The 16,891-nt window shown below is 65.8% G+C and carries 16 protein-coding genes; 11 read left to right on the top strand and 5 right to left on the bottom strand.

What is annotated here, in order from left to right; all coding sequences use genetic code 11:
- Nucleotides 1-99: 99 nt before the first annotated feature.
- On the bottom strand, nucleotides 100-624 hold the full coding sequence (locus tag ACVWZM_RS11160) for a DUF6101 family protein (protein WP_057016649.1): 525 nt from the start codon (nucleotides 622-624) through the stop codon (nucleotides 100-102).
- Nucleotides 625-899: 275 nt separating this feature from the next.
- On the opposite strand from ACVWZM_RS11160, the gene ACVWZM_RS11155 reads away from it, so the two are divergent.
- The 6 genes from ACVWZM_RS11155 (at nucleotide 900) to lpxK (ending at nucleotide 6,499) form a co-directional block, all read left to right on the top strand.
- Nucleotides 900-2,288, top strand: coding sequence for a metallopeptidase TldD-related protein (locus tag ACVWZM_RS11155; RefSeq protein ID WP_168856546.1), 1,389 nt, complete (start codon nucleotides 900-902; stop codon nucleotides 2,286-2,288).
- Nucleotides 2,275-3,084 carry a 3'(2'),5'-bisphosphate nucleotidase CysQ gene (locus ACVWZM_RS11150; RefSeq protein WP_456853180.1) on the top strand — a complete coding sequence of 270 codons (810 nt, stop codon included), beginning with the start codon at nucleotides 2,275-2,277 and terminating at the stop codon, nucleotides 3,082-3,084. Before ACVWZM_RS11155 ends, ACVWZM_RS11150 begins: the two co-directional genes overlap by 14 nt.
- Before the next feature lie 144 nt (nucleotides 3,085-3,228).
- Nucleotides 3,229-3,477 (top strand): DUF4170 domain-containing protein, encoded by a 249-nt coding sequence (locus ACVWZM_RS11145; protein ID WP_016848023.1) that lies wholly within the window; start codon nucleotides 3,229-3,231, stop codon nucleotides 3,475-3,477.
- Entirely contained in the window at nucleotides 3,474-4,187 is a 714-nt protein-coding gene (locus ACVWZM_RS11140; protein WP_050384219.1) for a lysophospholipid acyltransferase family protein, read from the top strand. The genes ACVWZM_RS11145 and ACVWZM_RS11140 overlap by 4 nt, the downstream gene beginning before the upstream one ends.
- Nucleotides 4,150-5,484 (top strand): 3-deoxy-D-manno-octulosonic acid transferase, encoded by a 1,335-nt coding sequence (locus ACVWZM_RS11135; protein WP_229192932.1) that lies wholly within the window; start codon nucleotides 4,150-4,152, stop codon nucleotides 5,482-5,484. The genes ACVWZM_RS11140 and ACVWZM_RS11135 overlap by 38 nt, the downstream gene beginning before the upstream one ends.
- Complete coding sequence (gene lpxK / locus ACVWZM_RS11130; protein WP_456853178.1) at nucleotides 5,477-6,499, top strand: tetraacyldisaccharide 4'-kinase; 1,023 nt, start codon at nucleotides 5,477-5,479, stop codon at nucleotides 6,497-6,499. Before ACVWZM_RS11135 ends, lpxK begins: the two co-directional genes overlap by 8 nt.
- 14 nt (nucleotides 6,500-6,513) lie before the next feature.
- On the opposite strand, the gene ACVWZM_RS11125 is transcribed toward lpxK, so the two are convergent.
- Complete coding sequence (locus ACVWZM_RS11125) at nucleotides 6,514-6,741, bottom strand: DUF2093 domain-containing protein (protein WP_016848019.1); 228 nt, start codon at nucleotides 6,739-6,741, stop codon at nucleotides 6,514-6,516.
- Nucleotides 6,742-6,960: 219 nt separating this feature from the next.
- Here ACVWZM_RS11125 and ACVWZM_RS11120 point away from each other — a divergent pair, with 219 nt between their 5' ends.
- Nucleotides 6,961-7,758, top strand: a complete 798-nt coding sequence (locus tag ACVWZM_RS11120; RefSeq protein WP_456853176.1) for a dienelactone hydrolase family protein — start codon at nucleotides 6,961-6,963, stop codon at nucleotides 7,756-7,758.
- A gap of 16 nt (nucleotides 7,759-7,774) precedes the next feature.
- Here the strand turns inward: ACVWZM_RS11120 and xseA are convergent, their stop codons facing one another.
- A complete protein-coding gene (xseA, locus tag ACVWZM_RS11115; RefSeq protein ID WP_456853174.1) occupies nucleotides 7,775-9,397 on the bottom strand; it encodes an exodeoxyribonuclease VII large subunit in 1,623 nt (540 codons plus the stop codon).
- A 165-nt stretch (nucleotides 9,398-9,562) separates the two neighbouring features.
- On the opposite strand from xseA, the gene purD reads away from it, so the two are divergent.
- On the top strand, nucleotides 9,563-10,840 hold the full coding sequence (purD, locus tag ACVWZM_RS11110) for a phosphoribosylamine--glycine ligase (protein ID WP_456853172.1): 1,278 nt from the start codon (nucleotides 9,563-9,565) through the stop codon (nucleotides 10,838-10,840).
- 46 nt (nucleotides 10,841-10,886) lie between these two features.
- A complete protein-coding gene (locus ACVWZM_RS11105; RefSeq protein ID WP_456853170.1) occupies nucleotides 10,887-12,212 on the top strand; it encodes an adenylate/guanylate cyclase domain-containing protein in 1,326 nt (441 codons plus the stop codon).
- 135 nt (nucleotides 12,213-12,347) lie between these two features.
- Here ACVWZM_RS11105 and ACVWZM_RS11100 read toward each other — a convergent pair whose 3' ends face one another.
- Nucleotides 12,348-13,580: an acyl-CoA dehydrogenase family protein gene (locus ACVWZM_RS11100; protein WP_456853168.1), complete on the bottom strand. Its 1,233-nt coding sequence runs from the start codon at nucleotides 13,578-13,580 to the stop codon at nucleotides 12,348-12,350.
- 122 nt (nucleotides 13,581-13,702) lie between these two features.
- Here ACVWZM_RS11100 and ACVWZM_RS11095 point away from each other — a divergent pair, with 122 nt between their 5' ends.
- Together ACVWZM_RS11095 and ACVWZM_RS11090 are read left to right on the top strand one after the other, a co-directional pair.
- A complete protein-coding gene (locus ACVWZM_RS11095) occupies nucleotides 13,703-14,608 on the top strand; it encodes an alpha/beta fold hydrolase (RefSeq protein ID WP_456853166.1) in 906 nt (301 codons plus the stop codon).
- Between the two features lie 460 nt (nucleotides 14,609-15,068).
- Nucleotides 15,069-16,286, top strand: coding sequence for an IS4 family transposase (locus ACVWZM_RS11090; RefSeq protein WP_456853164.1), 1,218 nt, complete (start codon nucleotides 15,069-15,071; stop codon nucleotides 16,284-16,286).
- A 128-nt stretch (nucleotides 16,287-16,414) separates the two neighbouring features.
- On the opposite strand, the gene ACVWZM_RS11085 is transcribed toward ACVWZM_RS11090, so the two are convergent.
- The gene (locus ACVWZM_RS11085; protein ID WP_225163883.1) at nucleotides 16,415-16,861 is read right to left on the bottom strand and encodes a nucleoside deaminase; all 447 of its coding nucleotides are present in this window, start codon (nucleotides 16,859-16,861) and stop codon (nucleotides 16,415-16,417) included.
- Nucleotides 16,862-16,891 lie beyond the last annotated feature (30 nt).

Here is a 16,891-nt window from a genome sequence, read left to right as displayed (position 1 = left end):
GAACGACGAGTCCCGTCAACGACATCTGCTGCGGCGTATGGGTCCCGGCCTTCGCCGGGACGACACCGATTGTGAGGCAAATGGAGCGAGACGGTCAGATTAATCCCGCGCGATGATCTCGCGTTCGCCGCGATGTATGCTGGTGCCGTTGAGGCTGACACCGGCGCGGCGGCGGACCAGGAATTTCGGTCTCCGCGCGCGGATCGCGTTGCGGCGACGGCGGCGCGGGGAGGGCGTCCGCGGCGCAGGCTCGGTCAGTTGCGGGAGACGGAAGATGTCGCTCCACATCTGCCAGGCGGAGCTGATCTCCTCGGCATCCGAACTGGAGCCGAGCGGAACGCTGAGCGCGGGATCGCGGTGAACCAGCACCAGCATCTGCGCGTCGTCGATGCCGCGCACCGCGACGCCGAGAAAGTCGCTGACGCGAACATTGACCGCCATCCGCATGCCGAGAACGGCACGGCGCAGCACGACGTGTTCGCGATGAAGCTCGACCTGCCGCATGCCGCCATCCGCGCGCGCGTCCTGCGCGTGGAAGCTGAGCGGAAGGGAAAGAGGGTCGAGCCGCAACGCGCAGCTCGACCCGGCGGAATTGATTCCGCTTGTTGGTGTTTGACGCCTCAAAGCTCTGTCTCCCCGCCGGGATTTTGTTCCCGGTCGTTGGGTGAGAGCCTAGCCGAGCGATGTCCGTTCCCCCTTAAAAAGCCTGGTTAACCCCTCCTCACCTCGTGCCATGATTGACAAGAGGTTGGCCCGCATGATTGACGAAGCCTTGCCCCGATCACTCAAATCTTTGTTGCCTGCCGGCGCAAAGTGCTTGAAATCCCTGTGAAACCGGCACATCTGGTGGGTCTGTCGACCTCGTTCCGGGCCCCCCCTCAATCCGCAGGAATTCGTTCGTGAACTCTTCACCATCTGCATCGCGACACGGCGATAGCTCCGATCTGTTCGACCAATCGGGCCTGAGCGACCTTGCGCAGCGCCTGGTCGATGCCGCCAGGCGCGCGGGCGCCGATGCGGCCGATGCCATCGCGGTGCGCGGCGTCTCGCAGGGCGTCGAGGTGCGCGACGGCCGCGTCGAGGAAACCGAGCGCTCCGAAGGCGATGACGTCGGCCTGCGGGTGTTCGTCGGCCACCGCCAGGCGGTGGTGTCGACCAATGACGTCAGCGGCGACGGGGTCGCCAAGCTTGCCGAGCGTGCCGTCGCGATGGCGCGCGTGGCGCCGGACGACAAATATGTCGGTCTCGCCGATCCGGCGCTCCACGCCCACGATTTCCCCGACCTCGATCTGCTCGATCGCAAGGTTCCGAGCACGGCCGAACTCGAGCAGCGCGCGATCGAAGCGGAGGCCGCGGCGCTCGCGGTCAAGGGTGTCACCAAGTCCGGCGGCGCGTCGGTCTCGACCGGGATCGGCGGCATGGTGCTGGTGACGTCGACCGGCTTCCACGGTTCTTATCTGCGCTCCAGCCACGGCATCTCGACGACGGCGATTTCCGGTGAGGGCACCGGCATGGAGCGCGACTACGATTTCACCAGCGCGCCGCATGCCTCCGATCTCGATTCACCTGCTTCCGTTGGCCGCAAGGCCGGCGAGCGCGCGGTGGCGCGGGGCAATCCGCGCAAGGTCGAGACCTGCAAGGTGCCGGTGGTGTTCGATCCGCGGGTCGCCGGCTCGATCGTCGGCCATCTCGTCGGCGCCATCAACGGCGCCTCGATCGCGCGCAAGACCAGCTTCCTGAAGGACAAGCTCGGCGAGCAACTGTTCTCGAAAGATATCCGCATCATCGACGATCCGTTGCGGGTGCGCGGCCTGCGCTCGCAGACCTTCGACGCCGAGGGCGTCAGGGTGAAGAAGACCGCGCTGATCGATGCGGGCGTGCTCACCACCTGGGTGCTGGATTCGGCGACCGCGCGAGAGCTCGGGCTTGTTACGACCGGTCATGCGCATCGCGGCGTGTCGTCCTCGCCGTCTCCCGGAACGTATAATCTGCATCTCGAGCCGGGTGCGGTGACGCCGAAGGAGCTGATCTCCGACATCAAGCAGGGCTTCTATGTCACCGACCTGATCGGCTCCGGCGTCAACGGCGTGACCGGCGATTACAGCCGCGGCGCGTCCGGCTTCTGGATCGAGAACGGCGAGATCACCTATCCGGTCAGCGAAGTGACCATCGCCGGCCATCTGCTGCCGATGTTCAAGTCGCTGGTCGCCGCCAACGATCTGGAATTCCGCTACGGCGTCAATTCGCCGACGCTGCGCATCGAGGGCCTGACGCTTGGCGGACGCTGATACGGACGACTGGACCAAGGCGCGCGATGCCGCCTTGCTGACCAGATCGGTGCAGGAAGCGGGCCGGCTCGCATCGTCACTGTTCCACACCGAATTGAAGAACTGGATCAAGGGCGCGTCCTCGCCGGTCTCCGAGGCCGACATCGCGGTCAACGACCTGTTGGAGCAGCAGCTGCGTTCGGCAACGCCCGGCTATGGCTGGCTGTCGGAAGAGAGCGCCGACAACGACACCCGCCTCGGCAGGCGCTTCACCTGGATCGTCGATCCGATCGACGGCACCCGCGCCTATCTCGCCGGCCGCGAGGACTGGTGCGTCAGTGTGGCGCTGGTTGAAAATGCATCTCCGGTGCTCGCGGCGGTGTATGCGCCGGTCAGCGAGGAATTCTTCTTCGCCGCCCGTGGACAGGGCGCCACCCTGAACGACGGCGCGGTACATGCAGCCGCAGGCACCGATTTCAACTTTCCGCGGATGGCGGGACCGAAGCCGCTGGTGCAGCGGCTCAGCCCGACGCCGGACGAGATCACGCTCTATCCGCGCATCGGATCGCTGGCGCTGCGGTTGTGCCGTGTAGCACAAGGTCGACTTGACGCGGCCTTTGCGGGCGGGCAAAGCCGCGACTGGGATCTTGCCGCCGCGAATTTGATCGTGCAGGAAGCGGGTGGTAAGATGACCGCGCTCTCGGGGGACGCGATTGAGTACAATCGCCGGGAGGTGACGCATGGGGTGCTGGTGGCAGCAGGACGCGAACGTCATGCACGCATTGTCGAGCATTTTCGCAGCCGTCCTTTGCCGTGAGGCCTCGCCGATCCACGCCGCTTTCCGATTGTGACGACCAGACCTGTTGCGACAGCCTTGTGACGACTAGCCTTGTGACGACCAGACCTGTGACGACCACGACTTCATTTGTTTGCCGGGCATCTCGTTAGGAAAAGCACCATCATGTCAGACAATGCCCAGCCCCAGCTGCTTCACCTCGTGATCGGCGGCGAGTTGACCGATCTCGAGCACAACACCTTCAAGAATCTGGACGAAGTCGAGATCGTCGGCGTCTACCCGAACTATGCGACCGCCTATGCGGCCTGGAAGGCGAAGGCGCAGCAGACCGTGGACAACGCCCAGATGCGCTACTTCGTCGTTCACCTCCACCGGTTGCTCGATCCTGAGCAGGACACAAAGCATTCCCATTGAAACGACTTTTTCGCGATCTGCTGCGCAGCGGCTTCGTGCAGCGCGCGCTGGGTGTGCTTGCGGCCGAGTATCTGCGGCTGGTGTGGTACACCAACCGCTTCAGCTACCAGCCGCATGACGTGTACGGGATCGTCGAGCCCCTGATGCCGGCGATCTTCGTGTTCTGGCACGGCCAGCACTTCATGACGCCGTTCATCAAGACCAAGGAGAGCTACCGCGCCAAGGTCCTGATCTCCCGCCACCGCGACGGCGAGTTCAACGCCCTCGCGGTGGAGCGGCTCGGCATCGGCACCATCAGAGGTTCCGGCGATCATTCCGGCGCGTTCCATCGCAAGGGCGGCGTCGGCGCCTTCCTGGAGATGGTTCGGGCGCTGGAAGACGGCTGCAACATGGCCACCACCGCCGACGTGCCGAAGCGGGCGCGGGTGGCGGGCCTCGGGGCCATCATGCTGGCGCGGGAGACCGGCCGGCCGATCATCCCCTTTGCGATGGTCACCAGCCGATTCATCCGGTTGAAAAACTGGGATTCGACCACCATCAATTTGCCATTCGGGCGCGGCGCAGTGGTAGGTATTGAGCCGGTCTATGTGCCGCCCGACGCCGACGCCGCGACGATGGAAAAGCTTCGGCAGCACGTGGAGGAACTTCTCAACGAAGCGACCCGACGTGCCTATGCAGCGGTCGGGCGGCCGGAGGCAGCGCTTGGCTAGCTCGCTACCGATGACGTTGCGTGTGTACCGCAAGCTGTCGTCCGCGATGGTGCCGCTCGCGCCTGCCCTGATCAAGCGGCGGCTCAAGCTCGGCAAGGAAGATCCCGAACGTGTCGGCGAACGGCGCGGCGTGAGCGCCGATACCAGGCCGCAGGGCCCGCTGGTATGGATTCACGGCGCCAGCGTCGGCGAGGTGCTGGCAGCGGCCGGCCTGATCGAGCGGCTGCGCGCGCTCAATTTGCGCATCCTGCTCACCTCGGGCACGGTGACCTCGGCCGCGATCGTCGCCAAGCGCTTCCCGCCCGACGTCATCCATCAATACGTGCCGTACGACTCGCCGCGTTATGTGACGCGCTTCCTCGATCACTGGCATCCGTCGCTGGCGCTGTTCATCGAATCCGATTTGTGGCCGAATCTGATCCTGTCGAGCGCCGCGCGGCGGCTGCCGATGGTGCTGATCAATGGGCGAATGTCGCAGCGCTCTTTCCCGCGCTGGCGCCGGGTCTCCAACACCATCGGCGCGTTGCTCGGCCGGTTCGACATCTGCCTCGCGCAGTCGAACACCGACGCCGAACGCTTTGCCGCGCTCGGCAGCCACAACGTCGTCGTCACCGGCAACCTCAAGCTCGACGTCGCGGCGCCGCCGGCCGATCCGGCCAAGCTGGAGCGGTTGATGTCGGTGACCCGCGGCCGTGCCATCGTGGTTGCGGCGTCGACCCATCCCGGCGAGGAAGAGATCCTGATCGAGGCGCACAAGTCGCTCGCGGGATTCTTCCCCGGCCTGCTCACAGTCATCGTGCCGCGGCATGCCGCGCGCGGCGAGGCGGTGGCGCGGCTGGTGACGGAGGCCGGCCTGCGCCCCGGCCTGCGCTCGCATGAGGATCTGCCGGTCGCGACAACAGATATCTACGTCGCCGATACGATGGGCGAGCTCGGCCTGTTCTATCGCCTCGCGCCGATCGTGTTCATGGGCGGCTCGCTGGTTGCGCATGGCGGCCAGAATCCGATCGAGGCGATCAAGCTTGGCGCGGCGATCGTGCACGGCCCGCACGTGTTCAACTTCACCGATGTCTATGAGGCGCTCGATCGCGCCGGCGGCGCGCGCCGCGCCGATGATCGGGAAGCGCTGGTCAAGCAGCTCGGCCAGTTCCTTGCGGATTCCACAGCTCGCGACAATTCGCTGGCGGCCTCCGAGCGCGTCGTCGAACAGCTCGGTGGCGCGCTGGAGCGCACGGTGACCGCTCTCGAGCCCTATCTGTTGCAGTTGCGGCTCGAGATGGGAGCCGCCAATGCGTGAGCCGGCCTTCTGGCACCGGCCGTCGTCTTGCCTATCGCAACTGCTCCAACCGCTCGCCGCGCTTTACGGCGCGGTCGCCGCACGGCGGATGCGGCAATCCGGCGTCGATGCCGGCATTCCCGTGGTCTGCGTCGGCAATTACCATGTCGGCGGCGCCGGCAAGACGCCGACGGTGCTGGCGCTGGCAAGATTGCTGCGTGAGCTCGACGAGCGGCCGGTGGTGCTCAGCCGCGGCTATGGCGGCAGGCTCGCTGGCCCGGTCAAGGTCGATCGCGACAGCCACACGGCGGCCGATGTCGGCGACGAGCCGCTGATGATGGCGACGAGCTTGCCGGTCGTGGTGTCGCGCGACCGTGCCGCGGGCCTGGCGCTGGCGCGCGCGCAGGATGCCAGCGTGATCCTGATGGATGACGGCTTCCAGAATCCGAGCGTGCTCAAGGATGTCTGCCTGATCGTGATCGACGGCACGCGCGGCGTCGGCAACGGCCGTGTGATTCCTGCGGGACCGCTGCGCGCGCCGCTGGTGCCGCAGCTGCAACGGACCGACGCGCTGATCGTGGTCGGCGAGGGGAGCGCGGCGCAAAGGATTGCGGCCGATCTCGCGTCCCGCGGCAAGCCGGTGCTGTCGGCGCATCTGAAGCCGGAGCAGGCTTCGCTGGCGGCGCTGAACGGAACACGTGCGCTCGCCTTTGCCGGCATCGGCGATCCCGCGCGCTTCTTCAACACGTTGCGCTCAAGCGGCGTCGACGTCGTGCGCAGCAAGGCTTTCGCCGATCATCATGCCTTCACGAAGGAGGAGATCGAAGCGCTCGTTGCTGACGCGCGTGGCGACGCCCTGACGCTGGTGACGACGGAAAAGGATCTCGCGCGGTTGCGTGGTCCGGACGGGATGCCTGCATGGGCACAGGCGATCGTGCCGTTTGCGGTGACGCTGCAATTCGATGATGGCGACGCGCTGCGGCGCCTGGTGGCCAATCAGCTGTTCAGGGCGCGGGATAGGAGGCTGCGCAAATGAACCCGGCGTTGAGCCTAGGCCTGCGGCTTGAGGACGCCGGGATGGTGGCGCTGCAGCACGGCGGTCGGGGTGGCGTAGGCTTCTTGCAGATCGACGCTCCAGTACTTCAGCTCGTCGAGCGGAATCCGGACGTCGGTGATGGCACAACGCACAAAGGTGCCGGGCGAGATCACGCGGAAATCGCCGTCGAGATATTGCACCTGCGCTTCGCCATGGCCCGAGGGACCGAACTTGTTCAGCACGATTGAGCTCTCCGCCTTGCCTCCAATGAGGCCATCTGGATGTCGATGAAACCGTCTATCACAGATAGGGTGTCATGTCCGCCCGTTAAACCACCGACTTGTGATGATTTGGCGGCGGAGGCGCATGGTAGCCTTGTAGGTGTGGTCCGCTGTGTTTGCAGCGCCATAACGAGCCGGCCGGATCGGATGCGCCTCACGTCAGTTTTCATGTGCCTCGCCATGCTTGCCGTGCCGGCCGCGGCCGCGGCGCCGCTCCCGGACCCGCATCAGGTCGAGATCCCCGAAGGCAACGTCACGCTGCACGCGCAGCTCTACCGGCCCGATGGCGACGGCCCGTTCCCGGCCGTCATCGCGCTGCATGGCTGCGGCGGTCTCGCCGGCCGTTCCGAGCCGGTGCTGCCGCGCTATCGCGACTGGGCCGAGCAATTGCTGACGACCGGCCATGCGGTGCTGTTGCCGGACAGCTACGGCTCGCGCGCGCTCGGTCCGCAGTGCCGCATCAAAGAGCATCAGGTCCAGACCCGCCGTGCGCGGGTCGCCGACATCAACGCGGCGCGGCAGTGGCTGGTGCAGCAGAAATGGGTGGCGAAGGGCCGCATCAGCCTGATCGGCTGGGGCAACGGCGCCGCCGCCCTGCTGTGGGCGGTGCGGCCGCAGATGTGGTCGCGCAACGTCGAGCCGGATTTTCGCTCGGCGGTCGCGTTCTATCCGGATTGCCGCGCCTCGTTCGGCCTCGGCTGGAGCGCGCGGGTGCCGACGCTGGTGCTGATCGGCGCGCGCGACGACGTCACATCGTCATCGGCCTGCCACCAGATGGTCGACGGCGCCCGCGGCCGCAGCGCACTGGCGCGGATCGTGGTCTATCCCGAGGCCTATCACGACTTCGACCGGCCCAACCTGCCGCTGCACGCGGTCGCGGCCTCCGATGCCGAGATCGCCGAGCGCGGTCACGTCGGCACCGATACCGGCGCGCGCAAGGATGCGCAAAAGCAAGTCGCCGAGTGGCTGTCGCGCTAAGACAGCTGTTGCCGGGCTAGAACAAGCTGCCCTGATCGACCGGCTTGGTGACGCGCTTCGGCGCTGCCGGTTTCGCCTCGCGCGGCTGAGGCTTCGGGCGGCTCTCGGGCGCCACCGTCGCCGGGGGCTGATCGGCGTTCGCGGTGGCGGCGACGCGGCCATCGGCGAATTCGATCGACAGGCCGGCGTTCGGGCCGACCGCCGCGGCGGAGTGCAGGGCGTGGCCGTGCGCGTCGCGCACCAGCGCGAAGCCGCGCGCCAGCACGCCGCGATAGGACAGCGCCGACAACAGCTGGCCGCTATGGGCGACGCGCGCCTCGAGCCGCTGCATCGTCGTCACCAATGCGCGGCGGGCGCGCTCGGCCAGGCGGTGGGTGCGCTCGAGGTCGCGGGCGATGGCGTTGCGCTGGGCCTTGGCGTTGGCGAGCTTCGAGGCCTTGAGCCGGATCTCGAGCCCGCTGAAGCGCTCGCGGCGGCGATGCAGCAGCGCGCGCGCCGATAGCGTGATGCGCTCGCCGGATGCGGTGAGCCGCTGCCGCGCATGCGCGATCTGGCCGCGCAGCACGCCGATGGTGAGGCGCGAACTGCTGGCGGCAAAGCGGCGGAAATGCGCGTGCGTATTGGCCTTCAGCCCGCGCGGCAAACCTGCTGCGAGATGATCGAGCCGTTGCCGCGGGATCGCCAGCAGTTCGTGCGCCGCCGGCAGCGCCCGCGCCGCGGCGCGCAGCTCGTTGCGGCGCGCCTCCTGGGCACGCTGCCAGCACACCATGGTGCGGCGGGCGAGCGCGGCAACCTCGACGAACAGCTCGCTGCGCACCGGCACCGCCATTTCGGCGGCGGCGGTCGGCGTCGGCGCGCGCTTGTCGGCGACGAAGTCGATCAGCGTGATGTCGGTCTCATGGCCGACCGCGGAGATCAGCGGGATATGGCTCTCGGCCGCGGCGCGGACCACGATCTCCTCGTTGAACGACCACAGGTCCTCCAGCGAGCCGCCGCCGCGCGCGACGATCAAGAGATCAGGCCGTGGAATCCTGCCGCCCTCCGGCAGCGCGTTGAAGCCGCGGATCGCGGCCGCCACCTGTTCCGCCGAGCCGTCGCCCTGCACTTTGACCGGCCAAACCAGCACGCGGCGGGGGAAGCGGTCCTCCAGCCGGTGCAGGATGTCGCGGATCACGGCGCCGGTCGGCGAGGTGACGACGCCGATCACCTCGGGCAGCCAGGGCAAAAGCTGCTTGCGGGCCTCGTCGAACAGGCCCTCGGCGGCGAGCTTCTTCTTGCGCTCCTCCATCAGCGCCATCAGCGCGCCGACGCCGGCGGGCTCCAGCGAATCGATGACGATCTGGTACTTCGAGGAGTTCGGATAGGTGGTCAGCTTGCCGGTGGCGATGACCTCGAGGCCCTCCTGCGGCTTGAAGCGCATCCGGGCATGGGCGAACTTCCAGATCACGGCCTCGATCTTGGCGCTCTCGTCCTTCAGCGCGAAATAGCAGTGGCCGGAGGAATGCGGGCCGCGAAAGCCCGAAATCTCGCCGCGGACACGGACATGGCCGAAGCGGTCCTCCACCGTCCGCTTCAGGGCGGAAGAGAGTTCCGAGACGGTGAATTCAGGCGCGTTGACGAGATTCGGAGCAGCGGTCATCTGATCTATAGAATCGGGGTTTTCGACCCCGTGTGCAAGGTCCGGACGCCGCGTTTCGGGCGTCGAATCACATATCCACATCTGATCGAACCGCGTGTTGCCGCGGTTCGGGAGCGTGCTAAACCGGACGAAATGGCGTTACAACCCCTCTGATCGGCGACACAGATGAACATCCTCCTGCTCGGTTCCGGTGGCCGCGAACATGCGCTGGCGTGGAAGATCGCCGCATCCCCGCTGGTCACGAAACTCTGGTGCGCGCCGGGCAATGCCGGGATCGCGCGCGAGGCCGAATGCGTTGCGCTCGATGTCACCGACCATGCCGCGGTGATCGAGTTCTGCCGGGGCAATGCGGTCGATCTGGTGGTGGTCGGACCGGAGACGCCGCTCGCCGCCGGGATCGTCGACGACCTCGCCGCTGAAGGCATCAAGGCGTTCGGACCGAGCCGGCAGGCCGCCCAGCTCGAGGGCTCCAAGGGCTTCACCAAGGACCTCTGCAGCGAGTTCGACATTCCGACCGGTGCCTATCGCCGCTTCGACAATGCAAAGGACGCGGTGGCCTATGTCCGCGCCCAGGGCGCGCCGATCGTGGTCAAGGCCGACGGGCTTGCGGCCGGCAAGGGCGTCGTGGTGGCGCAGACGCTGCCCGAGGCCGAGGCCGCGATTGCGATGATGTTCGAGGGCGCGTTCGGCTCGGCCGGCGCCGAGGTCGTGATCGAGGAATTCTTGTCGGGACGCGAGATCAGCTTCTTCGCGCTGTGCGACGGCGAGACCGCAATCCCGCTGGCCTCGGCGCAGGACCACAAGCGGGTGTTCGATCACGACAAGGGGCCGAACACCGGCGGCATGGGCGCCTATTCGCCGACGCCGTTCGTGACATCAGAGGTGCACGACCAGATCATGGCGCGAATCATCCTGCCGACGGTGGCGGGGATGAAGAGCCGCGGCACGCCGTTCAAGGGCGTGCTCTACGCCGGCGTGATGCTGACCGCGCAGGGCCCAAAACTGTTCGAGTACAATGTCCGCTTCGGCGATCCCGAGTGCCAGGTGCTGATGCTGCGGATGATGTCGGACATCGTGCCGGCGCTGCTCGCCTCGATCGACGGGCAATTGAAGAACTTCGATCTGCGCTGGTATCCGGACCCGGCGCTGACGGTGGTGATGGCGGCGAAGGGCTATCCCGGCGACTACATCAAGGGCACGCGGATCGATGGCCTCGACGACGCGGCCAAGGTCGAGGGCGTCGAGATCTTCCACGCCGGCACGGTTGCGAAGGATGGCGCAATCATCGCCAATGGCGGCCGGGTGCTGAACGTCTGCGCGATGGGCAAGACGGTGACCGAGGCGCGCGACCGCGCCTATCAGTCCGTCGATCGCATCAAATGGCCGGACGGCTTCTGCCGCCACGACATCGCCTGGCAGGCGGTGGAGGCGGAGAAGGGTTGATCGATCCGGCCTCAGCGGCGACAATGGCGCGCCCCGGGGCCTTCGAATGACCGATTTCAGACTGCCCGAGACCCACTACGCGCAAAGCGCCGACGCGAGCATCGCCTATCAGGTGATGGGCGATGGTCCTGTCGACATCATCCTTGTCCCCGGCCTGTTCTCGCACATCGAGTTCATGCACGAGATGCCCGGCTACACCGCCGTGCTGCGCCGCCTGTCGCGCTTCGCCCGGGTCGTGACCTTCGACAAACGCGGACAGGGGTTGTCGGATCGGATGACCGGCGCGCCCTCCCTCGAGCAGCGCATGGACGACGTCCGGGCCATCATGGATGCCATCGGCTCCGCGAAGGCGGTGTTGTTCGGCTTCTCCGAGGGATGCCCGATGAGTGTGCTGTTTGCAGCGACCTATCCGGACCGCGTTTCGCATCTCGTTCTGCTCGGCAGCTTTGCCCGCTCGAAGGATCGCCTGCCGGATGACGTGTGGCAGCTGCGCTGCGATGAGATCGTGCAGAGCTGGGGTTCTGGCGATACGGTCAAGACTGTCGCGCCGAGCCAGGCAACGAGTGCGGAAGTGATCGCGCAGATCGCGAAATTCGAGCGGCTGTCGAGCAGTCCGGGAGCGTTGCGGACGCTGCTCGTTCTCAATCGCGCGATCGACGTCACGGCGATCCTGCCCATGCTCCAGACTCCGACGCTTGTCCTGCATCGGACCGGCGATACCCGCGTTCCTGTGGCGCTCGGCCGTGCCGTCGCGCGCTCGATCCCCGGCGCGAAATACGTGGAATATCCCGGCTGCGATCACTACTATTGGGTCGGCGAGACCGACGCGATGCTCGGCGATATCGAGGAATTCGTTACCGGCCATCGCGATGGTGGTGATGCCGAGCTCGACCGTGTGCTTGCGACCGTGCTGTTTACCGATATCGTCGATTCGACCCGCAGCGCCGCCGCGATGGGTGATCATCGTTGGCGACGTCTGCTCGACGATCACGATCAACTCGCGCAGCAGGTGGTCGGCCGCCATCGCGGCCATCTGGTGAAGAGCACCGGCGACGGCATTCTGGCGACCTTCGACGGTCCCGGCCGCGCCGTACGCTGTGCGCTGGCGTTCGGCTCGGCCGCGCGGCAGATCGGCCTGCCGGTACGAGCGGGCCTGCACACCGGCGAGATCGAGGTGAGGGGGGCGGATATCGGCGGCATAACGGTCCACGCCGCGGCGCGCGTGATGTCGCAGTGCGGCTCGAACGAGGTGCTGGTGTCACGCGTGGTGACCGATCTGGTCGCGGGCGCCGGGTTGAAATTCGCCGAGCGCGGCGCGTTCGAGCTGAAGGGACTGCCCGGGACATGGGAGCTGTTTGCGGCGAGCGGTTAGGTTCGGCCCCACGCCGTCATTCCGGACGACGCGCATCGCGCGTCGATCCGGAATCTCGATGTTGTGGACACCTTCTCACCTGATCTCGAGATTCCGGGCTCGGCGCGTTGCGCCGCCCCGGAATGACGAAGTGGGTCAGAGCAAATCCCCGCCCGCCGCTGACGCCGTGGTGCCGTGCTCGCGGAACGCCTTGATGACGTTCTTGCCGATCTTCCACTTGTGCACCTCGTCGGGGCCGTCGACCAGCCGCTGCGAGCGCACCTGGGTGTACCACTTCGCCAGCGGCGTATCCTGGCTGAAGCCGAGCGCGCCGTGCAGCTGGATCGCGGTATCGATCACCTTGTGCACCATGTGGGCGTGGAAGATCTTGGCGATCGAGTTCTCCTGGCGGATGTCGAGGCCCTTCTCGGCCTTGTAGGCGATGTGCAGCAGCATCAGCCGGCCGATATAGAGCTCGCTCGCGCAGTCGGCGAGCATGAACTGCACCGCCTGGCGGTCGGCCAGCAACTGGCCGAAGGTCGAGCGTTTGGTGACATGGGCGGCCGCCATGTCGAGCGCGCGCTGCGCCTTGGCGACGTTGTGCATGCCGTGGCGCAGCCGGCCGTAGGCGAGGCGGTGCTGGCCCATGTTGAAGCCGTTGCCCTCGCCGCCGAGCAGGTTGTCGGCCGGCACCTTCAGATCCTTGATCTCGATCTCGGAATGGCCGCCATGGATCACGTCGTCATGCGGACCCTCGATCGCCATGTTGGCGACGTTGCGCCTGATGCGGTAGCCGGGGTTGGGCAGCTCGACGATGAAGGTCGAATATTGCTTGTGGCGCGGCGCGTTGGGATCGGTCTTCGCCATGACCAGCGCGAGGTCGGCGACGCTCGCCGACGAGGAGAACCATTTCTCGCCGTTGAGGATGTAGTTCTCGTTGCCGTCCTTCACCGCCGTGGTCTGCATGCCGGTGGCATCGGCGCCGGCGGCCTTTTCCGTCATCGAGAAGCAGATGCGCTTTTCGCCGTTCAACAGGGGCTTGAGGAATTTTTCCTTCTGGTGCTCGGTGCCGTGCGCCAGGATCGTCATCATCGAAGCGTCGTCCGGTCCCTGCGTGTTCATCGAGAGCGCGCCGAGCATGCTCTCGCCGAGCTCCATCTGCACCAGGGCGTTGGCGAGCGGGCCGAGGCCCATACCGCCATACTCCTTGGGCACGAACGGGCACCACAGGCCCTGCGCGCGGGCCTTCTTCCGCAGCGGTCCCAGCACCTCGGCAAGCGGCTTGGTGTCGAGTTCCTTTTCCGCCGGAATGCATTCGTCGTGGACGAATTTGCGAACCTTCTCGCGGATCGCCTTGGCTTCGGCGGGAATTTCGAAGTCGATCGACATGGCACTTCCTCGTTTCATGTTGTTGTTGGCAGGACTTGAGGATGGCATAAACCTCGCCAAAGTCAGCGGCAACGCCGAACAAAGTTTGAAGCAGCGCGGCCGCCCCAGGGAAGGAGCTACCGATGCCTGATCTCGCTGATCTTTTTCCCGGCTATGCGTCCGAATGGATCAACACCTCGCAGGGCCGCATCTTCGCCCGCGTCGGCGGCAAGGGCCCGCCATTGCTGCTGCTGCACGGCTTCTCCTCGACGCATGTGATGTGGCACACGGTGGCGCCGAAACTCGACGACAGGTTCACGCTGATCATCGCCGACCTGCCGGGCTACGGCTGGTCCGACATGCCCGACAGCGACAAGGACCATACGCCCTACACCAAGCGGGCCTGGGCGAAGACCATGGTCGAGGTGATGGAGCAACTCGGGCACGTGCATTTCGCGCTCGCCGGCCACGACCGCGGCGGCCGGGTGTCGTACCGGCTCGCGCTCGATCATCCCGGCCGGCTGTCGAAGCTTGCGGTGCTCGATATCGCGCCGACCTATGATTACTGGCAGAAGCTCAATCGCCTCTCGGCGCTGAAGATCTACCACTGGGCGTTCCTGGCGCAGCCCTATCCGCTGCCGGAGACGCTGATCTCCAACAATGGCGAATTCTTCCTCAAGGAGAAGATGGCGAGCCAGACCAGGAGCAAGACGCTGGAGGCGATCGATCCGCGCGCGCTCGAGCACTACCTCGCGCCATTCCGCGATCCCGCGCGCATCCATGCGATGTGCGAGGACTATCGCGCCGGCGCCTATGCCGACTACGAGATCGACAAGGCCGATGTCGACGCCGGCAAGAAGATCACGATCCCGATGCTGGCGCTGTGGGGCGATGCCGGCGTTGCCAGCGCGGCAACGACACCGCTCGACACCTGGAAGACCTGGGCCACCAATGTCAGCGGTGCGCCGGTGGCGTCGGGGCACTTCCTGCCCGAGGAGAATCCGGAGGCGACGGCGAAGCTGCTGCGGGAGTTTTTCCTGGCGGGGTAATGCAACCGCGGCACCGTCATCCTGAGACGCGCGCGATGCGCGCACCTCAGAGAATCTGAATGTATGGCGGAGGAGCGGCACCAAACATTCGGTGTCGTCCTGGCGAAAGCCGGGACCCATAACCACCGAAGGCCATTGTTGCGCAGGGCTGGGGCCACAGCCTTCCTCAACAATCAAACCCTGTGGTTATGGGTCCCTGCTTTCGCACTAGCGTGTCTACACGGTTTTGGGGCGCGACAGATTGACTCGGCGCAGCAAGAAGTGGCGTCTCTGCAGCATGTTGTATGATTCTCTCACTGGCGCTTTGATTCGAAGGAGCGCCAGCGATGCAGCCGGATTTGTCTTTGGGTGAGTTCGGGGACGTTCGTCTCGACAAAAGGGGGCGACGCTTCTCCGGGCTATGCTTTGCACGCGCAGCGTCTGCTTGCGCCAGATGGCCCGGGGCGATTGGGCTGCCAATATGGCGTTCTGGCGGTTTGTGAACAACCCCCAAGTCACGATCGATAAATTGATTGAGGGCTGGAGCACGCAGACGCGGACTGCGGTCAGCGGGCGTCATGTGCTGGCGATCCAGGATACGAGCGAGGTCAAGTTCCAGACCCAGGCGGGACGGCGGCGCGGGCTGGGCAAAGTCGGCAAGGGCAATGCTCGCGGCGTGCTGTTGCATGTGATGATGGCGGTGGATGCCGACAGCGGGGTCTGTCTTGGCCTTACTGGCGGCAACGTTTGGACGCGCAAAGGCAAGGTAAAAATCCCGCATGAGCGGCGCGCCTTGGCCGACAAGGAGTCGGCGCGCTGGGTGACGGCCGCCGAGCAAGGCCGCGACGTCCTGGCAGATGCCCGCATGATCACCGTCGTCAACGACCGCGAGGGGGATTTCTTTGCTCACTGGGCGCTGACGCCAGCCGAGAATGTCCATCTTCTGTCGCGTGCCATGCACGACCATGCGCTGGTCGATGGCGACACACTTTATCAGGCGGTCGAGCGGAGCCGCTTCTGCGACAACGCGGTGATCGATCTGCCGCAGCGAATGGATCGGCGCGGCCGGCAGGCCCATCTCTCGATGCGCTTCGGAACCGTCGTGCTCAAGCGGCCGCAGAGGCCCGGCGTCACCGACTTGGCGGAGGGCATCAAACTCAGCTTCGTAGAAGTGGTCGAGTTGCATCCGCCGAGAGGTGCGGAGCCCATTCGCTGGCTGCTCCTGACCACTCATCCGGTCGCCACCGTTAAAGACGCCTGGCAGATCGTCTCCTGGTACCGCCAGCGCTGGATCATTGAGCAACTCTTTCGCTCGCTGAAGAGCCAGGGTTTGCGCATCGAGGATAGTCAGATCGAGAGCGCCGAAGGCCTGATCAAGCTCGTGGCGGTCGCCACCAGAGCGGCATGTATCGTCATTCAACTCGTTCAGGCCCGCAACAGTGGCGAAGAATTGCCGGCTGAATTTGTCTTCACCGCAGAAGAGATCGAGACGCTCAGGGCCATCAACAAAACCATGAAAGGTCGCACCGAGCTTCAGAAAAACCACCATCGCCCCAACACTCTTGCTTGGGCGGCATGGATCATCGCAAAACTCGGCGGATGGACCGGCTACGCCTCCCACCGTCCACCTGGACCAATCACCTTCCACACCGGAATGGCCCGCTTCCAAATCCTCGCAAATGGCCCGACAAACGTGTAGATGCACTAGTGCTTTCGCAGGGACGACGACGGACATGTTGTCCCGCCTTCAGTCCCGTCCTCCGGGGGTGCTCGCCTCTTGGCTCGCTGCGCTCGCACCTCGGGATGACGGGTCTGTCTTTCGTGCACCTACCGCCGCTCCCTGAAGAACTCGCGCAGCAGGCGCGCGGACTCGGTCTCGCCGACCGCGCCATAGACCTCCGGCACATGGTGGCAGGTCGGCTGCGCGAAGAACCGGACGCCTGACTCGACCGCGCCGCCCTTGGGGTCGGCGGCGCCGTAATAGAGCCGGCGGATGCGGGCAAAGGAGATCGCGCCGGCACACATGGTGCAGGGCTCCAGCGTCACGTAGAGGTCGCAATCGACCAGCCGCTCGGTGCCGATGGCCTCGGCGGCCTGCCGGATCGCAAGGATTTCCGCATGGGCCGTCGGATCGTGGTCGGTCAGGGTGCGGTTGCCGGCGGTGGCGATCACCTCGTAGCCCCGCACGATCACGCATCCGATCGGAACCTCGCCAGCTTTTCCGGCACTTTCGGCGGTTTTTAGCGCCAAATCCATGAAAGAAGGGGCGGACATGCCTCGTATCATCGGAAGAAACCTGCTAGT

This window comes from Bradyrhizobium sp. USDA 4501 (assembly GCF_054062115.1).
The sequence above is the reverse complement of the archived record's forward strand: the minus strand, read 5'-3'. Positions and strand labels throughout refer to the sequence as shown.

Bases quoted from the DNA above. Each gene is read 5' to 3' on its own strand.
- ACVWZM_RS11145 (WP_016848023.1), top strand. From the start codon at position 3,229: ATGTCAGACAATGCCCAGCCCCAGCTGCTTCACCTCGTGATCGGCGGC.
- ACVWZM_RS11135 (WP_229192932.1), top strand. From the start codon at position 4,150: ATGCAGCGGTCGGGCGGCCGGAGGCAGCGCTTGGCTAGCTCGCTACCG.
- lpxK (WP_456853178.1), top strand. From the start codon at position 5,477: ATGCGTGAGCCGGCCTTCTGGCACCGGCCGTCGTCTTGCCTATCGCAA.
- ACVWZM_RS11120 (WP_456853176.1), top strand. From the start codon at position 6,961: ATGCTTGCCGTGCCGGCCGCGGCCGCGGCGCCGCTCCCGGACCCGCAT.
- xseA (WP_456853174.1), bottom strand. From the start codon at position 9,397: ATGACCGCTGCTCCGAATCTCGTCAACGCGCCTGAATTCACCGTCTCG.
- purD (WP_456853172.1), top strand. From the start codon at position 9,563: ATGAACATCCTCCTGCTCGGTTCCGGTGGCCGCGAACATGCGCTGGCG.
- ACVWZM_RS11105 (WP_456853170.1), top strand. From the start codon at position 10,887: ATGACCGATTTCAGACTGCCCGAGACCCACTACGCGCAAAGCGCCGAC.
- ACVWZM_RS11100 (WP_456853168.1), bottom strand. From the start codon at position 13,580: ATGTCGATCGACTTCGAAATTCCCGCCGAAGCCAAGGCGATCCGCGAG.
- ACVWZM_RS11095 (WP_456853166.1), top strand. From the start codon at position 13,703: ATGCCTGATCTCGCTGATCTTTTTCCCGGCTATGCGTCCGAATGGATC.
- ACVWZM_RS11090 (WP_456853164.1), top strand. From the start codon at position 15,069: ATGGCGTTCTGGCGGTTTGTGAACAACCCCCAAGTCACGATCGATAAA.
- ACVWZM_RS11085 (WP_225163883.1), bottom strand. From the start codon at position 16,861: ATGTCCGCCCCTTCTTTCATGGATTTGGCGCTAAAAACCGCCGAAAGT.